The following is a 17,825-nucleotide window of genomic DNA, read 5'->3' on the forward strand; positions in this document are numbered from 1 at the left end:
CCTGGATGCCCGGCATCCCTTCGCCGCCAAGTCCCTGATCGACGCCCAGGACATGCACCGGACCGTCATGAGCGGCTTCGCGGGCTGGGTGGACGATGGCAGCCGCGACGCCCGCTCGCAGATGGGCATCCTCTCGACCTGGACCGTCGATCTCCGACAGGCCCAGCTCTCCCTGGTGGTCCAGTCCGCCGTCCCCGGCGACTGGCACCGCCTCCCCCGCGCCGCGCTCGCCGAGAAACCTCACTCCCTCACCGTCGACCGCACCTTCCACACCGGCGACAAAGTCGACTTCCGCACCGTCGTCAACCCCGTCCACAACCGCCCACCCGCCCCCGGCTCCCCCGAGAAAACCCGCGGCACCCGCATCCCCCACACCCGCCCCGAACACGTCAAATCCTGGTTCACCCGCCGCCTCCAGCCCCTCGGCGAACCCCCCGTCGCCCCCGACGGCGTCACCCGCATCGGCGCCGACACCGACCCCGACCACCTCGCCCTCCGCATGCTCCCCAAAGCCTCCAGCCAAGCCCCCCACAAAGGCCTCCGCCTCGCCCGCGCCGAAATCAAAGGCACCCTCACCATCACCGACCCCCAGGTATTCGTCACCGCCCTCACCCGCGGCATCGGCCACGCCCGCGCCTACAGCTGCGGCCTGATTCTGGTCCGCTCATCAGGGACCCTGGAGATCAAGTACTCACGAGCGGCCGGCGAAAGGCTTGAACACCATGGCGGAGAACCCCTCCCACACCCCCCACGAAGCACCGGTCGTCCTGAGCGACCAGCCCGGCTCCTTCGCCCGCGAAGTCCTGGCCAAACGCCACCCCGCCCTCATCCAGCGCGTACGAGACGCCTTCCCGTACAGCCGCCGCCAGCACAGCGCCCTCGACACCCTGCTGGACGAGATCACCAACGGCGTCGTCGAACCGCTCGCCCCCTCGGACCCCTCGGCCCCTTCGGACCCCTCGGCGCACGACCACGAGCAGTGGGCGGAATGGGGCCGGGAGTACTTCGGCCGCCCGTGGTTCGACGCCCCGTTCCTCTGGGCCGAGAGCTACTTCTACCGCCGGCTCCTCGAAGCCGTCGAATACTTCGGCCCCGGCCCCTGGCAGGGAGTCGACCCCTTCGCCCCCTTCAAACAGGCCGAACTCCGCGCCCCGGCAGTGGACGAACAACTCCAAGCCCTGAACACCCTCCCCTCCACCCCCGCCCACGAACGCGCCACCGCCCTGCTCCACGCCTCCCTCTGGGGCAACCGCGCCGACCTCGGCTTCCGCGTCACAGAGGAGAACCCCGGCACCGCCACCCACGACCTCGTCGCCGACGACGCATCCACCCTGTGGCACCTCCTCCCCACCGGAGCCGGCTCCACCGTCGCCGTAGTGGCCGACAACTCCGGCCAAGAACTCCTCCCCGACCTGATCCTCATCGACCACCTCCTCACCCACCACCACGCCACCCGTGTCACCCTCCACGTCAAGCCCCACCCCTACTACGTCTCCGACGCCATGACAGCCGACGTCATCGACTCCCTCCACCGCCTCACCCACGCCCCCGGCGAGCCCGGCGCGATCGGCGACCGTCTCCGGACGGCCATCGCCACCGACCACCTGGAAATCCGCACCCACCCCTTCTTCTGCGCCCCTCTGCCCTACACGGACATGCCCCCCGATCTCCGCGAGGAACTCTCCACCGCCACCCTGACCATCCTGAAAGGCGACCTCAACTACCGCCGCCTCGTCGGCGACCGCCTGTGGGACCCCACAACCCCCTTCGCGGACCTCAGCGCCCACTTCCCCACACCCGTCGCGGCCCTCCGCACCCTCAAATCCGACGTCATCACGGGCCTGGACCAGAAGACCCTGGACACCCTGGAGCGCTCCGGCAGCGCCTGGCGTACGAGCGGCACTCATGCCCTGATCCAGGTCCGGCGGTAGATCCGGCCTCGCCGAAGACGGCCTCTCTTTTCCGGCCGTGAACCTCAGCCGAACGGACGGCGAGGTGGCAGAGGTGCCAAGTTGGTCGCTGAGTGCCGCGTGCCGTTTGCAGACCGGTACTCAGCTCGTGCAACAGGGTCGCGGCGTCAGCCTCATTCCCGTATTCGCCTCTGCTGAGCTGATCAGTGACTGCCGCCTCGCTCTGCTTCAGGAGGAAGATCCGGTTGGCCCATCTTGCCGGACCTCCGAATTCCGCGACGGCGCTCCGTCACCTGCCAACGCAGGCGTCGATGTTCGAGGACGGCCTTCCATAATTCCAGTCGATGGCGAGAATCCTTCGGAATCATGAAGCGAAGGACACCGAGGGCAACGGCAGCCACCAGTACGGGTGCGGACCCCAGGTAGTCGGCGAGGAACGGCATGGATCAGCCGGCGCACAGGTCGAGTGAGGCGGTGCCCAGAACCACCCGGTGGACGTCACCGTGGCGGGTAGATTCCGCGCCCTTGACCCCGGCCTCCGGGTGGGTCAGGGCCAGAGCCAGGTCGCGGGGTACGGGATAGCCGGTCCAGCGGAACTCCCATGAGTCGCCGGCACCCCAGAGCCGATGTACGGCACCGTGCCGGATCACTTCTGGCTCCTTCCGGCGTTCGACTCCGGGGCGCCCCAGAGGGTCCCAGGACAGACTGGTCGCCCAGTGGCCACGTCTGTCAACCAAGTTGTAGCGGGAAACGAGACCTGCCAGCAGAGTGGTTGCTTCCTCCGAGATCGGGGGGACCGCTGCCAGTGCGCGGCGCTCGTGCGCGGTGAGGTCGTTGCCCAGCGTGAGATAGGGGTGCAGGGGCACGTGACTGCGCCTGTTGCCGCGCTCACATCCGGCCGGGTCACCGGTGATGGTCAGCAGCGCACCGGTGGGCAGATGGCGCAGACAGACGGAGCGCCCTCCATGACACGTGTAGCTGACCTCGTGCCGTAGTCCGGGGACGCCGCGTGAGCCGGCTCCCACGGTGGGCATCAGCCGGGTGGCCACGTTCTCCGGGGCGCGCTCCGCCACCATCACCAACTGGTCCCTGCGGGGCGACATCACCGGGTCGTACGAGGCGACAACCGAGTAGTTCCACCTCGCCGTCGGACCGGTGTACACGTTGCCGTTGAAAAGCGCGAGCGCCAGTAGGGCTCGGAAGGCACGCTGTTCGTCCGAGCAGTGGTCCAGGCCCAGTCCGTGAGTGTCGCTTCTGATCGCGGATCGGGCGGCCGCCTTGCTCTCCCCGGTGTACTGGGCGCGGAGCGGGATCCGCTCCTTGGGCGCCATGGTGTGGACGGGCAGCCCGCCCAGATCGCGCGCGGCGATCAACCGCGCGTTTTGGAAGGGGATGATGCGCCCGGACTTGCGTTGGATACGGCGCGCGAGCGTGGCGATATCCCTGTCAAGGGTCATGTTCGGCTCCCGTTGGGCGTGCCTCAGCGCTCCCGCCCGCTGCGCCCCATAGGAGGAACAACAGTTTTCATCACGCGCGCCCGACGGCACTTTGCGCCCTCAACCCTGGGCAGCTGCGGGAGGAACCCAGGTCCGACGTAACGGCGAGCGTGGTCGCCCAGCCAGAGCATAGCGTAACCGGTTGGCTACTCCATGACGCCAACTGTCGCCGTGCTCGCAAACGCCGACCACAAGGTCGTTCCTGCAGGGCTCCCGAGCTCAATCCGACTACACGGAGAAATCAGGCCAGCGACCTTCTCACCGCCTCGGCCAGAGTGGTCGCTCGTGAGTCGTCGGATCCTCCGGTGATGTGGTTCATGACATAGCCGAACGTGATGCCGTGCTCCGGATCGGCGAAGCCGAGTGAGCCCCCGCGGCCTGTGTGACCGAAGGCGGCCGGTCCGGTCAGGGGAATGTCCTCAGTGGGCAGCATGAATCCGGAGCTGAAGCGGCTTGGCACCACCATCACTTGGTCCTGTCCGCCGGCCTGCTCTTCGATCGCCGAGGCCAGCGTCTCCGGGGTGAGCAGGCGTACTCCGTCCACCTCGCCGATCAGCGCGGCGCACATGCGCGCCAGTGCGTGCGCGGTGCCGATGCCGTTCGACGAGGGGAGTTCCGCGGCCTGGACCTCGGGGGAGTCGAAGTCGATGTTCGCCGGTTCGGTGACCGCGAACGCCCTGTTGCTGAGCGAGTTCGGGTCGCGCCAGGCGGCGACGAGGTCGCGGAGGTCTTCGGTGATCGACTCCTCGGGCACGGTGGTGAGGTCGATGTCCGGTTTCCGGTACACCATGCGGCTGACCCGATCGCGTTCATTGGCTGGCAGTCCGATGAAGAAGTCGAGCCCGAGCGGTGCGGCGATCTCCTCGGCGAAGAAGCGGCCCGGCGTGCGGCCGGACACCCGGCGGATCACCTCTCCGACGAGCCAGCCCCAGGTCCGGCCGTGGTACCCGTGCGCCGTTCCCGGAGCCCACTGCGGGCGCTGGGCGGCCAGGGCCACCGTCATGGGGTGCCAGGCCAGGGCTTCCGCCATCGGTACCGGCCGGTCGAGGGCGACCAGGCCGGCCTGGTGGGAGAGCAGCCGGCGCACCGGGATCTCCGCCTTGCCGTTCGCGGCGAACTCCGGCCAGTACTCGGCCACCGGGGCGTCCAGGTCCAGCGCGCCACGCTGGGCCAGCAGATGCGCCGCCGTGGCGGTCGCTCCCTTGGTCGCCGAGTAGACGAGTTGAAGGGTGTCCCGTTCCCACGGGCGGCCGGTGTCCGGATCGGCGACCCCGGCCCACAGATCCACCACAGGGCAGCCGTCCTGGTAGACGCAGACCGCCGCGCCGATGTCCTCGCGCCGGGCGAAGTTCGCCGCGAACGCCTCCCGTACCGGCTCGAACCCTGCCGCGACCTCACCGTTGATCACCGTCATGCCGCCCATCCTGGCCCTCACAGACGCCTGCTCCGAGGGGCAAGTTCCTGATCCGAACATCGGCGCTCAGGCCGCCACGGGCACTGCCTGGAGACGCTCGCGGAATTCCCGGACAGCCGGGACGGCCCTAGGCGGTTTCGTTTGGATCACGGCGGGGGCGAGTGATGACGGCGGTTCCCGGGTGGCACCCTGGAGCGATGCGACCTGGAACCGACGCCACGGAGAACGACCTGCGGCATCTGCTCAATGAGTGGGACCCGATCGGCGTCGCCGACGACGTGCAAGACGAGTACGACTGCATGCTCGCCCCTCTGCTCCAGCGCCTCCGAGGTGGAGCGGGCCAGGCGGATATTGGTGCATTTCTGCGGCAAGAGTTGGAGGATCACTTCGGTCTTGACCCTCTGGACCTGCGACCGGACGCGATGGCAGCCCGAGTGATCGACTGGTGGGCAACCGTCGGCAGCGCCGATGGCACCAGCTGCGTGTAGCCGCTCCTTCCGCGTCGCCTGATTGTTTGCCCGGATGCGCCGTTGACTGATGCGCAGTGGGCGCAGATCGAGCCGTTGCTTCCTGGAAGTTTCAGACCGGGGCACAGTGGGTGCAGCTGCCGGAGAAGTACGGCAACCGGCGGGGCGTCTGCAACCGGCTGCGGATGTGGTCCGTGGACGGCATGTGGGAGCGGGTGCTCTCCGCGCTTCTGGCACAGGCCGACGTCGACGAGGAACTGAACTGGGTCATCGCGGTGGACTCTACGATCGTGCGAGCCCACCAGCACGCGGCTGGAGCCCGCAAAAAGGGGCCCCGGCCGACGAGCCGGACAACCATGCCATCGGCCGGTCCTGCGGCGGGCTGACCACGAAGATCCATCTCGCGGCCGACGGCAACTGCCGGCCTCTTCCTTTCCACCTCACCGCCGGACAGGCCGGTGACGCGCCTGCCTTCGCTGATGTGATGGCCCTGCTGCGCGTTCCCCGACGGCGTGGACGGCCCCGGACCCGGCCAGTGCCGTGTTGGCCGACAAGGCGTATTCGTCGCGGGCCATCCGTGAACACCTTCGGCGGAACGCGGTGCCATAGTCCGCGGCGTCCAGTGCTCCGTCCAGGTCGCCACCGTTCCAGCCGGGCCTCGGCCAGCCGGCTGGAACGGACGGCCTTGTCCCGGGGCGTCACCCGTCGTCTGACGTTCCCATAGGGAAGCGGCGCGTTTGAGGGCTATGCCGGCCCTCTGACGATCGCCGTCGCGCGACAGCGCCTCGGCCCTGTGTAGGCAGAGGAAGCACTGAGCGGAGGGCGCCAGCGTGCGGGGAGCGCTGTCGATGCCCGGTCGAGATCAGATCGACTCGCTCGGCCGTGCGTCCGGCCTCGGAGACGTGAACTCCCATTTTGGCCAGGATGAAGGCACCGAAGGCGTCGTCCCCGCCGGTACGAGCGCTGCGAAGCGCGAGGCTTTCGACCCGACGGCACGGGGTGCTCACCAAAGACCTGCTGGAGTGGGAGCCGCCCCAGGCAGCTGGCTCCCGAGAGACCCAGGAAACGAGTCAGGGACCCGACCCGCTCTCGCGGATCAGGCCCCTGACCTGGTGTTTCAGCTGTCGGGGTGGCGGGATTTGAACCCACGACCTCTTCGTCCCGAACGAAGCGCGCTGCCAAGCTGCGCTACACCCCGATGTCATCACTCTCGTGGCGACATCGATTACTTTAGCCCACCGGCGCTCCCAGGCGAAATCCGCTTTCGCGCGCGCCCGCGCGGCCCGAAAGAGCGCGGTGGGGCCGGGTCAGGTGCGGGGGACCAGGGTGAGGAGGGTGGCCTCGGGGGGGCAGGCGAAGCGGACGGGGGTGTAGCGGCTGGTGCCGCAGCCGGCGGAGACGTGGAGGTGGGAGAGGTTGCCCGCGGACTGGTGGGTGGAGAGGCCCTTGACGCGGTCGGTGTCCAGGTCGCAGTTGGTGACCAGCGCGCCGTAGAAGGGGATGCAGAGCTGGCCGCCGTGGGTGTGGCCGGCCAGGATCAGGGGGTAGCCGTCGGCGGTGAAGGCGTCGAGGGCACGGAGGTAGGGGGCGTGGACGACCGCGAGGGAGAGGTCCGCGTCCCGCTCGGGGCCGCCGGCGACCTCGTCGTACCGGTCGCGCTTGATGTGCGGGTCGTCGAGGCCGGTGAAGGCCAGCTCCAGGCCGTCCAGCTTCAGCCGTCCGCGGGTGTTGTTCAGACCCACCCAGCCCGCGGTGTCGAAGGAGTCGCGCAGCTCTTCCCAGGGGTTGTGGACCACACCGACGGCCGGGGCGTTGCCGTTGAGGCCGTGGCGGCCCTGGACCTTCTCGAAGAGGTAGCGGGCCGGGTTGCGGAGCGTGGGGCCGTAGTAGTCGTTCGAGCCGAAGACGTACACCCCCGGGAACTCCATCAGCGGGCCGAGCGCGTCCAGTAGCTCCGGGACACCCTCCGGGTCGGAGAGGTTGTCGCCGGTGTTGACCACGAAGTCGGGGCGCAGGCCGGCGAGCGACTGGAGCCAGGCGCGCTTCTTGCGCTGGCCGCTGACCATGTGGATGTCGGAGACCTGGAGGACCCGGAGCGGACGCATGCCCTTCGGCAGCACCGGGACGGTCACCCGCCGCAGGCGGAACGAGCGGACTTCAAAGCCGGCGGCGTAGGCGATGCCGGCCGCGCCGACTGCCGTGATGGCCAGGGGGACTCCATAGCGTGCGCGCATACGTCCATCGTCGCAGACCACCTCACCCGGGCGACGGCCCGGGCGGCTTTAGTGATCTTCGGCTGATCGGGAGGGTCGCGACACCGGGCACGGCCGCGAAATGGCGCGGCACCCCCGGCCCTCACCTGACACACTCATTCGTATGACCACGCTCAAGTCCAGGCTTCGGGAAGACCTCACCCAAGCGATCAAGGCGCGCGACGAGCTGCGCTCCTCCACCCTCCGGCTGACCCTGACCGCCGTCGCGAAGGAGGAGGTCGCGGGCAAGACCGCCCGTGAGCTCTCCGACGACGAGGTGCAGAAGGTGATCGCCAGGGAGGCGAAGAAGCGCCGCGAGGCCGCGGACGCCTTCGCGCAGGGCGGTCGGGCCGAGCAGGCCGAGCGGGAGAAGGCGGAGGGGGTCATCCTCGACGCGTATCTGCCGCAGCAGCTGGCGGACGAGGAGCTGGAGCAGATCGTGACGCGGGCGGTCGAGGAGGCGAAGGCGGCCGGGGCCGAGGGGCCGCGGGCCATGGGCGCGGTCATGAAGATCGTGAACCCGCAGGTGGCCGGGCGCGCCGAGGGCGGCCGGGTCGCCGCCACGGTGAAGCGCCTCCTGGCCGGCTGATCACTTACGGGCGGACCGGTCCCGGGCGGACCGGCTCCGACCACGGGGAAGGGCCCGGATCTCCTGAGAGATCCGGGCCCTTCCGTGTTCCTGCCGTACGGCTGCCGATCAGCCGATCAGCCGGTCAGTCCCAGCCGGCGCTGGTGCCGGAGCGGTCCTGGCCCTCACCGTCGCCGTCGCCGCCGGTCAGCCCCTGATTGGCGGCCCCGCCCGTCGGTCCCTGGTTGGCCGCGTTGCCGGTGGCACCCTGGATGTCGCCGCCGCCGATGGCGTTCGTGGGCAGGGAGATCCCCGGAATGGGGAAGTCGCCGTTGCCCCCGTCGCCGGGCTTGCCGTCCTGCGAACCGTTGCCGTTGCCATTGCCGCCCCGGTCGCGGTCCTCGCCGTCCGAGTCGCCGTCACCGTCGCCGGAGTCCTCGTCCGGCTTGTCGGCCTTCGGGGCGTCCGGGATCGTCACCGTGTTGAACGGGGTGCCTTCCTTGCCCTCCAGCGCGCCGGTCATCGCGTCCCGCCAGATCGGCCCGGGGACCTCGCCGCCGAAGACCTTGGAGTGCCACCGGCCGCCGATGGTGATGTTCATCATCTCCACCTGCTGGCTGGGGCTGCCCACCCACACCGCTCCGGAGAGGTTCGGGGTGTAGCCGACGAACCAGGCGTTCTTCCGGCCGTCCGTCGTGCCCGTCTTGCCCGCGTTGGGGCGGCTCTGGAGGCCGGCCTTCTGGCCGGTTCCGGAGTCGACCACACCGCTCAGCAGCGTGTTGATCGTGTCCGCGGTCTGCTCGTCCATCGCCCTTTCGCAGGTGCTCTTCGGCACCGCGAGGCTCTTGCCGTCCGCCGTGCGGATCGACTCGATGACGGTGGGGGTGCAGTACGTGCCGCGGTTGGCGAAGGTCGCGTACGCGCCGGCCATCACCAGCGGGGAGATACCCGTCGAGCCGAGCGTCAGCGGCGCGGGGGCCACCGGCAGCTTGGTCCCGTCGCCCTGCACCACTCCGAGCTTGTCGACCATCTCCACGACCGGGCAGAGCCCTATGTCCTGGATCATCTGGACGAAGTAGGTGTTGACCGACATCTCCATGGCCTCACGGAGCGGATACGGTCCGACCTCGGCCGAGTTCTCGTTCTCCAGCTTGGCGCCCATGGTGTTGACCCACGGCTTGCCGCTGCATGTCGTGATCGACGCCGGATAGGGCATCTGGTACGGAGAGGAGTACACCTGGTTCGCCGGCCTGCCCTCCTCTATGGCCGCCGCGGCCACGAACGGCTTGAAGGTCGATCCGACGGGGAAGCCGTAGTTCGAGCCGCCGTCCTTCTTGTCGACCGAGTAGTTGATCGTGGTCTCGTTCTTGCCGAAGCCGTACGGCCGGGACTGGCCCATCGCCAGCACCTTGCCCGTACCGGGCTGGACCATCGTCACGGCGGTGGCGACCCGGTCCGACTGGTTGACGTGATCCTTTATCGACTCCTGGGCGGACTTCTGCGCCTGCGGGTCGAGCGTGGTCTTGACCGTGAGCCCGCCGCGGTTCCAGACCTTGGCCCGGTCCTCCTTGGTCTTGCCGAAGACCGGGTCGGAGAGGAAGACCTCGCGCACATAGTCACAGAAGAAGCCCGCGCCGTTGACCGCGGTGATGCAGCCGTTCTTCGGCTTGCTGACCTTGAGCTTGATGTCGCTCGCCTTGGCCCGGTCGGCGTCCGCCTGCGAGATGTCGCCGACGGTGGCCATTCGCTGAAGCACCACATTGCGGCGCTTGGCGGCCTCTTCCGAGTCGTTGACCGGGTCGTAGCGGCTGGGGGACTGGACGAGGCCGGCGAGCATCGCCGCCTCCTCCAGCTTCAGATCCTTGGCGGCCTTGGAGAAGTAGCGCTGGGAGGCGGCCTCGACGCCATAGGCCTGCTGGCCGAAGAAGGTGATGTTGAGATAGTTCTCAAGGATCTTCTTCTTGCCCAGCTCCTCCTCGACCTGGATCGCGTACTTCAGCTCCTGGATCTTGCGGCCGAGGGTCTGCTGGGTGGCCGCGGCGACCTTGTCCGGGTCGTCGCCCGCCTCCTCCACGAAGACGTTCTTCACATACTGCTGGGTCAGCGTGGACGCGCCTTCGGCCACCCCGCCGCTCGTCGCGTTCTTGTTGAGCGCGCGCAGGACGCCCTTGAGGTCGATCGCGCCGTGCTCGTAGAAGCGCGAGTCCTCGATCGCGATGATCGCCTTCTGCATGTACGGCGAGATGTCCTTGAGCGGGACGACCGTGCGGTCACGGGAGTAGACCGTGGCGATCTGGCCGCCCTGGGAATCCAGGATGGTGGTGCGCTGGCTGAGCGGGGGCCGCTTGAGGTTGGCGGGGATCTCGTCGAACCCCTTGACCGTCCCCTTGGCCGCGAGCCCCAGCACCCCGGCGGCAGGCAGAGCGATGCCCGCGAGCACCGCTCCGGCGAGCACGCTGACACCGAGGAACTTGGCGGCTTGTTGGGTCCCGGTCAGACCGCCGCCCGAGCGCTTCTTTGGCATGAAGTCAGCCTACGTTCTCATTCGCCGGACACACGTATAGGCCTTGGCCTAAGCTGCTCTCAACTGTCACAGCAGTGTGGTTCCGCATCAAGGTATTCCTGGAATCCACGGCAGGTCGCGACGCGTTTGTAGCAATTTCGTAGCAACGCTTCTGTGCCTCGCCCGCAACGCCCGTAGTCACTATGGCAGTGACGACCGCGGAAGCGGAATCCGGCACTCCATGTCCGAATTTAAGCTGAATCCGCATTATGCGTCGACCGATGGCGATCCCGGCTGGGCCAATATGCCCCGGTTCGAGGGATTGATCCGGTATGCCTTCAGCTCACTCCCCTGGGTGATCTGCCGCATACGCATAGTCCGTTCGGGCCATTCAAGATTGGGCCCGAAGGGGGTGTTGCGCTGTGTCCGCCTTCCGTAACGTCCTCAACTGGCAGCGGTGAATATGCCGCTGCCGCCGTGGGGGAGCCTCGATTCGGGAGAGGACGGCGCCGGGATGGGCTGGGTTACCGACTGGAGTGCGCAGGCAGCCTGCCGCACTACCGATCCGGATGAACTGTTCGTACAAGGGGCAGCGCAGAACAGGGCCAAGGCGGTGTGTACCGGATGCCCGGTACGGACCGAATGCCTGGCCGATGCCCTCGACAACCGAGTGGAGTTCGGCGTGTGGGGCGGAATGACCGAGAGGGAGCGGCGCGCTCTGTTGCGCAGGCGTCCCACGGTCACCTCCTGGCGCAGGCTCCTGGAGACCGCGCGTACGGAGTACGAGCGCAGCGCGGGCATTCTGCCCGTCGGGCTGGATGACGACGAGACATACGAGACGTACGCGGCGGTCGGGTAGAAGCGAGGGCCCGGAACGCCGTCCGGACCGAATCGACGCGGACGATCCCGCGGAGCGTCGGTCTTATGAGAACCCGGTGCCGCCGATACGGCCTATACGGCCTCGACCGGCGGTGTGGTGCCGGTTGCCAGCTGGTCTCCGATGGCCCGAAGGCCTGCCAGATCGTGTACATCACCGGGGAGCGCGGCCACTTGCGCCACGGCCACCTCGGGATGAAGCGCGGTGAAGCGGTCGCGTGTGCGCTGTTCGCGTGCGAGTACCTGCATCCTTTCGGCGTGCAGACGCAAGAGGCCGGCCGTCAGCTGCTCGGTGCTGTGGTCGTCTGCTGTACCAGGGCTGCCAGGGCGCGCCGTGGCGGGCGTGCCGGAGTCGACGGGGCGGTGGTCGGGCTCGGGGGTGTGCGCAGGGGGATGCGCGGGGGTGTGATCCACGGTCGGGGCTTCGGGAGAGGCGTCCGTGGCCTCACGAACATCAGTCTTCCCTCCCCCCTGATCGACAATGCCACCGTCGTCAAGATTTTTTGACTCATTTTCCGGAGCGGATCCAGCGGGTCCGGAAGCGTCCTCCGACCCCGATTCCTGGGCGAGTTCCGACGCGAGGATCTCCGCCGCGCCAAGGGCCCGCTCCGCAGAGAGCCGGTCCGCGCCACTGCCGTGAACCCGGTTGAGCACCAGCCCGGCCAGCGGCATCTCCTCGGCCGCCAGCCGCTCCACGAAGTACGCCGCCTCCCGCAGCGCGTCCCGCTCCGGTGCCGCGACCACCAGGAAAGCCGTGCCGGGAGCCTGGAGCAGGCGGTAGGTGGCATCCGCCCTGGTCCGGAAGCCGCCGAACATCGTGTCCATCGCCGCCACGAAGGTCTGTACGTCCCGCAGCAGCTGACTGCCCAGCAGCTTGCCGAGTGTCCCGGTCATCATCGACATACCGACATTGAGGAACTTCATGCCCGCCCGGCCGCCCATCCGGGCCGGGGCCGCCAGCAGCTTGATCAGTTTCCCGTCCAGGAACGACCCGAGCCGCTTGGGCGCGTCCAGGAAGTCCAGCGCGCTGCGCGAGGGCGGAGTGTCGACCACGATCAGGTCCCACTCGTCCCTGGCCCGGAGCTGGCCCAGCTTCTCCATCGCCATGTACTCCTGCGTACCGGCGAAACCGGCCGACAGGGACTGGTAGAAGGGGTTCTCCAGGATCGCCCGCGCGCGCTCGGGATCGGCGTGCGTCTCCACGATCTCGTCGAAGGTCCGCTTCATGTCGAGCATCATGGCGTGCAGTTCGCCCTCGGGACGGTCGCCCTCGGGACGGTCGCCGCCGGAGGCCGAGCCACCCGGGGCCGCGCCGCCGCCCGGCGCTATGCCCTTGACCCTGCGCGGGGTGTTGTCGAGCGAGTCGATCCCCAGTGACTGGGCCAGCCGCCGGGCCGGGTCGATGGTCAGCACGACCACCCGGCGGCCGCGCTCGGCGGCGCGCACACCCAGGGCGGCTGCGGTCGTCGTCTTCCCGACGCCGCCCGAACCGCAGCACACGATGATGCGGGTGGCCGGGTCGTCGATGAGCGAGTCGACTTCGAGAGGCGTCACCGACGCGTCCAGGGTCATGAACCGGTCCCTTGCTTCCGCAGTTCCCTCGCCAGTTGGTAGAGCCCGGCGAGATCGACCCCCTCGCTCAGCAGCGGGAGTTCGTACGACGGCAGATCCAGCTGATTCAGCGCGGCCCGCTGCTCCCGCTCCAGCTCCACCCGCTGGGCGTGGTCCGCCGCCTGTTCGAGAAGCGGGGTGACCAGCTCGGAGGCACCGCTCACCCCGGCCGCCGCGAGCACCTCGGCGATCTCCCCGCGCCGGTCGCCCGCCGCGCTGCGCACCGCTTCCTCGTCCAGGATGTGCGGGCGCACCATGTTCACGATCACCTTGCCGACCGGGAGATCGGCCGCCCGCAGCTCGGCGACGCCGTCGGCGGTCTCCTGGACCGGCATCTCCTCCAGCAGGGTCACCAGATGGACCGCGGTCTGCGGCGACTTCAGCACCCGCATCACCGCCTGGGCCTGGTTGTGTATCGGGCCGAACTTCGCCAGTCCCGCCACCTCGTCGTTCACGTTGAGGAACCGGGTGATGCGACCGGTGGGCGGCGCGTCCATGACGACGTAGTCGTAAGCGTAGGAGCCCTGCTTGGTACGCCGGCGCACCGCCTCGCACGCCTTGCCGGTCAGCAGCACATCGCGAACCCCGGGGGCGATGGTCGTCGCGAAGTCGATCGCGCCGAGCTTCTTGAGCGCGCGCCCCGCGCCGCCGAGCTTGTAGAACATCTGGAGGTAGTCCAGAAGCGCCCGCTCGGCGTCTATGGCCAGCGCGAAGACCTCGCCCCCGCCGGAGGAGACGGCGATCTTCCGCTCCTCGTACGGAAGGGCCTCCGTCTCGAAGAGCTGGGCGATGCCTTGTCTCCCCTCGACCTCGACGAGAAGAGTCCGCTTTCCCTCGGTCGCGAGGGCGAGCGCGAGGGCGGCGGCGACCGTCGTCTTACCGGTGCCGCCTTTGCCGCTGACGACCTGGAGCCTGCTCACACATTCGAGCCTAACCAGTCGGGCCCCGCGCTACGCACGAGTCGTGTGCGTGCTGCGTCACGCCGGGACGGGCGCGCCCGTCCCGGCGGGCGGGCGGCGGGCAGTGCGGGGACGGCTTCGGGCGGCGTCCCCTGGCTGGGCGCGGAGGCGCTCATCCGTGCGGCTACAGTCTGGCTTCATGACCACGAAATTCGAGTACGCCACCGTGCCCCTCCTCGTGCACGCGACCAAGCAGATCCTGGACACCTGGGGCGAGGACGGCTGGGAGCTGGTCCAGGTCGTTCCCGGACCGAACAACCCCGAGCAGCTCGTCGCCTACCTGAAGCGGGAGAAGTCCTCGTGACCGGTGCGCCCGGCACCTCCGGTGCGGTCGAGGCGAGGCTCGCGGAGCTGGGCCTGACCCTCCCGGACGTGGTGCCGCCGCTGGCCGCGTACCAGCCGGCCGTCGTCTCGGGGCCGTACGTCTACACGGCGGGCCAGCTCCCGATGGTGGACGGTCAGCTCCCGGTCACCGGGAAGGTGGGGGCCGAGGTCACCGCCGAGGAGGCCAAGCAGCTCGCCCGGATCTGCGCGCTCAACGCCCTGGCCGCCGTGAAGTCGGTCGCCGGGGATCTGGACCGGATCGCGCGAGTGGTGAAGGTCGTCGGTTTTGTGGCGTCCGCCGCGGACTTCACCGGCCAGCCCGCCGTCCTCAACGGTGCGAGTGAACTGCTGGGCGAGGTGCTCGGCGACAAGGGCGTCCACGCGCGCAGCGCGGTGGGGGTCGCGGTGCTTCCGCTGGACGCTCCGGTCGAGGTCGAGCTCCAGGTGGAACTCCTTCAGGACTGACGGGCCGGAACGCCGCCGCGCGGCGGCACGCCTCCGGTGTCGTGGCGTCCACGCGCCCGCCGTTTCCCGGCGGGCGCGACGGCGGGCGCTACGGTGGCGGGACACCGGGCCGCGCGTGTTCCACGTGAAACATCCGTGCCCGCCCGTCGGCGGCGGGCACGCGAGGGTGACCCCTCGAACATCCGGGTGCGAGCGTTTAGCATCCGGCCATGCCCAATGGTCAGTGGTACCCACCGGAGTGGCCGGACCGGATTCGCGCACTCGCCGACGGCGAACTCACCCCCGCTCCGCCCAGACGGGCCGCGACCGTGCTGCTGCTGCGCGGCGCACCGGACCGCCCCGCCGTCCACATGCTGCGCCGACGCGCCTCCATGGCCTTCGCGGGAGGCGCGTACGCCTATCCGGGCGGCGGTGTGGACGCCCGCGACGCGCGCCCGGTCCGCTGGGCCGGGCCCTCCCTCGCGGTCTGGGCCGCCCGGCTCGGGGTGGACGAGGCGTCGGCCCAGGCCATTGTGTGCGCCGCGGTCAGAGAGACCTATGAGGAGTCGGGGGTGCTGCTGGCGGGCCGTACCCCGGACACGGTGATCGGCGACACCACGGGGGAGGAGTGGGAGGCCGACCGGCGGGCGCTGGTCGACCGGGAGCTGGCCTTCGCCGACTTCCTGGACCGCCGGGGGCTGGTGCTGCGCTCGGATCTGCTCGGAGCCTGGGCGCGCTGGATCACCCCGGAGTTCGAGCCGCGCCGTTATGACACCTGGTTCTTTGTCGCGGTCCTGCCCGAGGGGCAGCGCACCCGGAACGCCTCGACGGAGGCGGACCGTACGGTGTGGATCCGCCCCGAGGAGGCGATCGCCGGGTACGACCGGGGCGAGCTGCTGATGATGCCGCCGACGGTGGCCACGCTCAGATCCCTTCTCCCGTACGGCACCGTCGCCGAGGCGCTGGCGGCGGCGGCCGGACAGGATCTGACGCCCGTCCTGGCGAGGGCCAGGGTGGAGCACGGGGAAGTCGTGCTCAGCTGGCCGGGGCACGAGGAATTCACCAAGCACATTCCGGCAGGGGGCTCACGGTGACCGATGCGGCGTCTCTGCCGGGGCAGCCGCGCGGCGGTGTGCTCTCCGGGCCCGCCACCGCGCGGGCGGTCAATGTCCTCGCTCCCAATCCCTCGGCGATGACCCTCGACGGCACCAACACCTGGATCCTCTCCGAGCCGGACTCCGATCTCGCCGTGGTCGTCGACCCGGGCCCGCTGGACGACGTACACCTCCGCCGTGTCGTCGCCACCGCCGAGCGGGCGGGCAAACGGATCGCCCTGACGCTGCTCACCCACGGCCACCCCGACCACGCCGAGGGCGCGGGGCGGTTCGCGGAGCTGACCCGCACCGGCGTCCGCGCCCTGGACCCGGCGCTCCGGCTCGGCGACGAGGGGCTCACGGCGGGGCAGGCGATCGAGGTCGGAGGCCTGGAGCTGAGGGTCGTACCCACTCCGGGGCACACCTCGGACTCCCTCTCCTTCCATCTGCCGGCCGACCGGGCCGTGCTCACCGGGGACACCGTCCTGGGCCGCGGGACGACGATGGTCGCCCATCCGGACGGCCGGCTCGGCGACTACCTCGACTCGCTGCGGCGGCTGCGCTCGCTGACGGTGGACGACGGGGTGAGTACGGTCCTGCCGGGCCACGGGCCGGTGCTGGACGACGCCCAGGGCGCGGTGGAGTTCTACCTCGCCCACCGTGCGCACCGGCTCGCCCAGGTGGAGACGGCGGCCGAGGAGGGCCTCCGTACGGCCCCGGAGGTCGTGGCACGGGTGTACGCGGACGTGGACCGGTCCCTGTGGCCCGCGGCGGAGCTGTCGGTGCTGGCGCAGCTGGCGTATCTGCGGGAGCGCGGGCTGATCTGAGCCCGTCCGCCGTGCCCCTCCGGCCGGGGCCGGGCCGCGGTCCGGGCTCCGGGCGCGGCGGGCGGAGAACCGGTGCGGCCCCCCGGGCGTCGGAAGCTCTGACGAGTGCTTTACGCTCCGCTTACCTTTGGCATTCTTTGGGGGGTTCTCCGTGTTCGTCTTGTTCGTCCTGCTCACCATCGCGGCGGTGACGCTGTTCTTCGTCGGCCGCAGCCTTGAGCGCAAGGCGCTCAAGTTCGGCGCTCTGGGCGCGCTGATAGCCGGCCTCTTCTCCGGTGTGGCCAGCTGTGTGCATGTGATCAGCGCCTACGAGGTCGGCGTGCCGGTCACCTTCGGCAAGGTCGGCTCGCCCATGACCTCGGGCATGAACATCACCTCGCCGTTCACCAACGTCACCACCTTCTCCACCCGTCCCGTCGACCTCAACCTCTCCGACAAGGACGTGGTCGAGGTCCGCTCCAAGCAGGGCGGCGTGATGTACGTGGAGGTCACCGTGAAGTGGGCGGTGACGCCCGCCAAGGCGGTCGAGCTGTACAAGCTCGCGGGCAGCGAAGGGGCCATCCAGCAGCGGCTGGTCTTCCCGGACAGCCGGGAGATCATCCGCAATGTCTTCGCCCGCCACACCAGCGAGCAGGGCTACTCCTCGGCCCGAGAGAAGATCAACACCGAGATCGGTGATCTGATCAAGGAGCGGCTGGCCCCGCGCGGCATCGATGTGACCACGGTCAATCTCCGCAATGTGAAGCCGTCCGACCAGCTCCAGGGCCAGATCGACCGCAAGATCCAGCAGCAGCAGTCGACCGAGCGGGCGACCGAGGCGGCGCGCACGGCGGAGGCGGAGGCGGAGCGCCGGCGGATCGAGGCCGAGGGCATCGCCCGGGCGAACAAGATCCTCAACGACTCGCTCAGCGACAAGGTCCTCATGAACCAGTGCATCGACGCCTTCAAGGAGGCGGCGGCCAAGAACCCGGTCTACGCGGTGCCCTGCGGCGACGGCGGCGACACCCCGGTGATCGTGGACGGCAAGCGCGGCTGAGCCGCCCTGCGGGGCGCTCACGGCCCCGGAGGCGATACGGCGAA

15 protein-coding genes, 1 tRNA gene and 3 pseudogenes are annotated in these 17,825 nt (G+C 69.5%); 11 read left to right on the forward strand and 8 right to left on the reverse strand.

The features are described 5' to 3' along the window. Positions 1-52: 52 nt before the first annotated feature. Both ABD371_RS28165 and ABD371_RS28170 read left to right on the forward strand, forming a co-directional pair. Positions 53-604, forward strand: a pseudogene (locus ABD371_RS28165) (type I-E CRISPR-associated protein Cas6/Cse3/CasE); the annotation flags it as partial. A 118-nt stretch (positions 605-722) separates the two neighbouring features. Further along, a complete protein-coding gene (locus tag ABD371_RS28170; RefSeq protein ID WP_344482853.1) occupies positions 723-1,931 on the forward strand; it encodes a damage-control phosphatase ARMT1 family protein in 1,209 nt (402 codons plus the stop codon). Between the two features lie 425 nt (positions 1,932-2,356). Here ABD371_RS28170 and ABD371_RS28175 read toward each other — a convergent pair whose 3' ends face one another. Further along, positions 2,357-3,367, reverse strand: a complete 1,011-nt coding sequence (locus ABD371_RS28175; RefSeq protein WP_344482854.1) for a hypothetical protein — start codon at positions 3,365-3,367, stop codon at positions 2,357-2,359. Between the two features lie 280 nt (positions 3,368-3,647). Then, positions 3,648-4,820 carry a serine hydrolase domain-containing protein gene (locus tag ABD371_RS28180; protein WP_344482855.1) on the reverse strand — a complete coding sequence of 391 codons (1,173 nt, stop codon included), beginning with the start codon at positions 4,818-4,820 and terminating at the stop codon, positions 3,648-3,650. Positions 4,821-5,017: 197 nt separating this feature from the next. Between ABD371_RS28180 and ABD371_RS28185 the strand changes: the two genes are divergently transcribed. Both ABD371_RS28185 and ABD371_RS28190 read left to right on the forward strand, forming a co-directional pair. After that, entirely contained in the window at positions 5,018-5,308 is a 291-nt protein-coding gene (locus tag ABD371_RS28185; protein WP_344482857.1) for a hypothetical protein, read from the forward strand. An 80-nt stretch (positions 5,309-5,388) separates the two neighbouring features. After that, a pseudogene (locus ABD371_RS28190) lies at positions 5,389-5,890 on the forward strand (IS5 family transposase); the annotation flags it as partial. Here ABD371_RS28190 and ABD371_RS28195 read toward each other — a convergent pair. From ABD371_RS28195 to ABD371_RS28205, 3 genes and pseudogenes are all read right to left on the reverse strand, one after another. Next, positions 5,890-6,261: pseudogene (locus ABD371_RS28195) on the reverse strand (transcriptional regulator); the annotation flags it as partial. The pseudogenes ABD371_RS28190 and ABD371_RS28195 sit on opposite strands and share 1 nt — an antisense overlap. Positions 6,262-6,411: 150 nt before the next feature. After that, positions 6,412-6,485: transfer RNA gene (locus ABD371_RS28200), tRNA-Pro, on the reverse strand. Between the two features lie 109 nt (positions 6,486-6,594). Next, on the reverse strand, positions 6,595-7,521 hold the full coding sequence (locus tag ABD371_RS28205; protein WP_344482859.1) for a metallophosphoesterase: 927 nt from the start codon (positions 7,519-7,521) through the stop codon (positions 6,595-6,597). A gap of 142 nt (positions 7,522-7,663) precedes the next feature. On the opposite strand from ABD371_RS28205, the gene ABD371_RS28210 reads away from it, so the two are divergent. Beyond that, positions 7,664-8,128 carry a GatB/YqeY domain-containing protein gene (locus ABD371_RS28210; RefSeq protein ID WP_344482860.1) on the forward strand — a complete coding sequence of 155 codons (465 nt, stop codon included), beginning with the start codon at positions 7,664-7,666 and terminating at the stop codon, positions 8,126-8,128. Between the two features lie 124 nt (positions 8,129-8,252). On the opposite strand, the gene ABD371_RS28215 is transcribed toward ABD371_RS28210, so the two are convergent. Then, a complete protein-coding gene (locus ABD371_RS28215) occupies positions 8,253-10,631 on the reverse strand; it encodes a transglycosylase domain-containing protein (protein ID WP_344482861.1) in 2,379 nt (792 codons plus the stop codon). Between the two features lie 493 nt (positions 10,632-11,124). On the opposite strand from ABD371_RS28215, the gene ABD371_RS28220 reads away from it, so the two are divergent. Beyond that, positions 11,125-11,469: a WhiB family transcriptional regulator gene (locus ABD371_RS28220; protein ID WP_177149633.1), complete on the forward strand. Its 345-nt coding sequence runs from the start codon at positions 11,125-11,127 to the stop codon at positions 11,467-11,469. 92 nt (positions 11,470-11,561) lie between these two features. Here the strand turns inward: ABD371_RS28220 and ABD371_RS28225 are convergent, their stop codons facing one another. After that, the gene (locus ABD371_RS28225) at positions 11,562-13,058 is read right to left on the reverse strand and encodes an ArsA family ATPase (protein WP_344482863.1); all 1,497 of its coding nucleotides are present in this window, start codon (positions 13,056-13,058) and stop codon (positions 11,562-11,564) included. Next, complete coding sequence (gene bagA, locus ABD371_RS28230) at positions 13,055-14,017, reverse strand: ATPase BagA (protein WP_344482865.1); 963 nt, start codon at positions 14,015-14,017, stop codon at positions 13,055-13,057. The genes ABD371_RS28225 and bagA overlap by 4 nt, the downstream gene beginning before the upstream one ends. A gap of 178 nt (positions 14,018-14,195) precedes the next feature. On the opposite strand from bagA, the gene sp36 reads away from it, so the two are divergent. The 5 genes from sp36 (at position 14,196) to ABD371_RS28255 (ending at position 17,781) form a co-directional block, all read left to right on the forward strand. Further along, the gene (gene sp36 / locus ABD371_RS28235; RefSeq protein WP_190120869.1) at positions 14,196-14,360 is read left to right on the forward strand and encodes a Sp36 family protein; all 165 of its coding nucleotides are present in this window, start codon (positions 14,196-14,198) and stop codon (positions 14,358-14,360) included. After that, complete coding sequence (locus ABD371_RS28240) at positions 14,357-14,845, forward strand: RidA family protein (protein WP_344482869.1); 489 nt, start codon at positions 14,357-14,359, stop codon at positions 14,843-14,845. Before sp36 ends, ABD371_RS28240 begins: the two co-directional genes overlap by 4 nt. A 209-nt stretch (positions 14,846-15,054) precedes the next feature. Continuing rightward, positions 15,055-15,918, forward strand: coding sequence for an NUDIX hydrolase (locus ABD371_RS28245; RefSeq protein WP_344482871.1), 864 nt, complete (start codon positions 15,055-15,057; stop codon positions 15,916-15,918). Beyond that, positions 15,915-16,745: an MBL fold metallo-hydrolase gene (locus ABD371_RS28250; RefSeq protein WP_344482873.1), complete on the forward strand. Its 831-nt coding sequence runs from the start codon at positions 15,915-15,917 to the stop codon at positions 16,743-16,745. Before ABD371_RS28245 ends, ABD371_RS28250 begins: the two co-directional genes overlap by 4 nt. 151 nt (positions 16,746-16,896) lie before the next feature. Further along, positions 16,897-17,781, forward strand: coding sequence for an SPFH domain-containing protein (locus tag ABD371_RS28255; protein WP_190120865.1), 885 nt, complete (start codon positions 16,897-16,899; stop codon positions 17,779-17,781). Positions 17,782-17,825: the final 44 nt, after the last annotated feature.

Origin of the sequence: Streptomyces amakusaensis (genome assembly GCF_039532665.1) — a bacterium.
Taxonomy (GTDB): domain Bacteria; phylum Actinomycetota; class Actinomycetes; order Streptomycetales; family Streptomycetaceae; genus Streptomyces; species Streptomyces amakusaensis.

Coding starts and splice junctions, on each gene's coding strand:
- ABD371_RS28245 (WP_344482871.1), top strand. CDS start 15,055: ATGCCCAATGGTCAGTGGTACCCACCGGAGTGGCCGGACCGGATTCGC.
- ABD371_RS28220 (WP_177149633.1), top strand. CDS start 11,125: ATGGGCTGGGTTACCGACTGGAGTGCGCAGGCAGCCTGCCGCACTACC.
- ABD371_RS28185 (WP_344482857.1), top strand. CDS start 5,018: ATGCGACCTGGAACCGACGCCACGGAGAACGACCTGCGGCATCTGCTC.
- ABD371_RS28175 (WP_344482854.1), bottom strand. CDS start 3,367: ATGACCCTTGACAGGGATATCGCCACGCTCGCGCGCCGTATCCAACGC.
- ABD371_RS28170 (WP_344482853.1), top strand. CDS start 723: ATGGCGGAGAACCCCTCCCACACCCCCCACGAAGCACCGGTCGTCCTG.
- ABD371_RS28180 (WP_344482855.1), bottom strand. CDS start 4,820: ATGACGGTGATCAACGGTGAGGTCGCGGCAGGGTTCGAGCCGGTACGG.
- ABD371_RS28210 (WP_344482860.1), top strand. CDS start 7,664: ATGACCACGCTCAAGTCCAGGCTTCGGGAAGACCTCACCCAAGCGATC.
- ABD371_RS28215 (WP_344482861.1), bottom strand. CDS start 10,631: ATGCCAAAGAAGCGCTCGGGCGGCGGTCTGACCGGGACCCAACAAGCC.
- sp36 (WP_190120869.1), top strand. CDS start 14,196: ATGACCACGAAATTCGAGTACGCCACCGTGCCCCTCCTCGTGCACGCG.
- ABD371_RS28225 (WP_344482863.1), bottom strand. CDS start 13,058: ATGACCCTGGACGCGTCGGTGACGCCTCTCGAAGTCGACTCGCTCATC.
- ABD371_RS28205 (WP_344482859.1), bottom strand. CDS start 7,521: ATGCGCGCACGCTATGGAGTCCCCCTGGCCATCACGGCAGTCGGCGCG.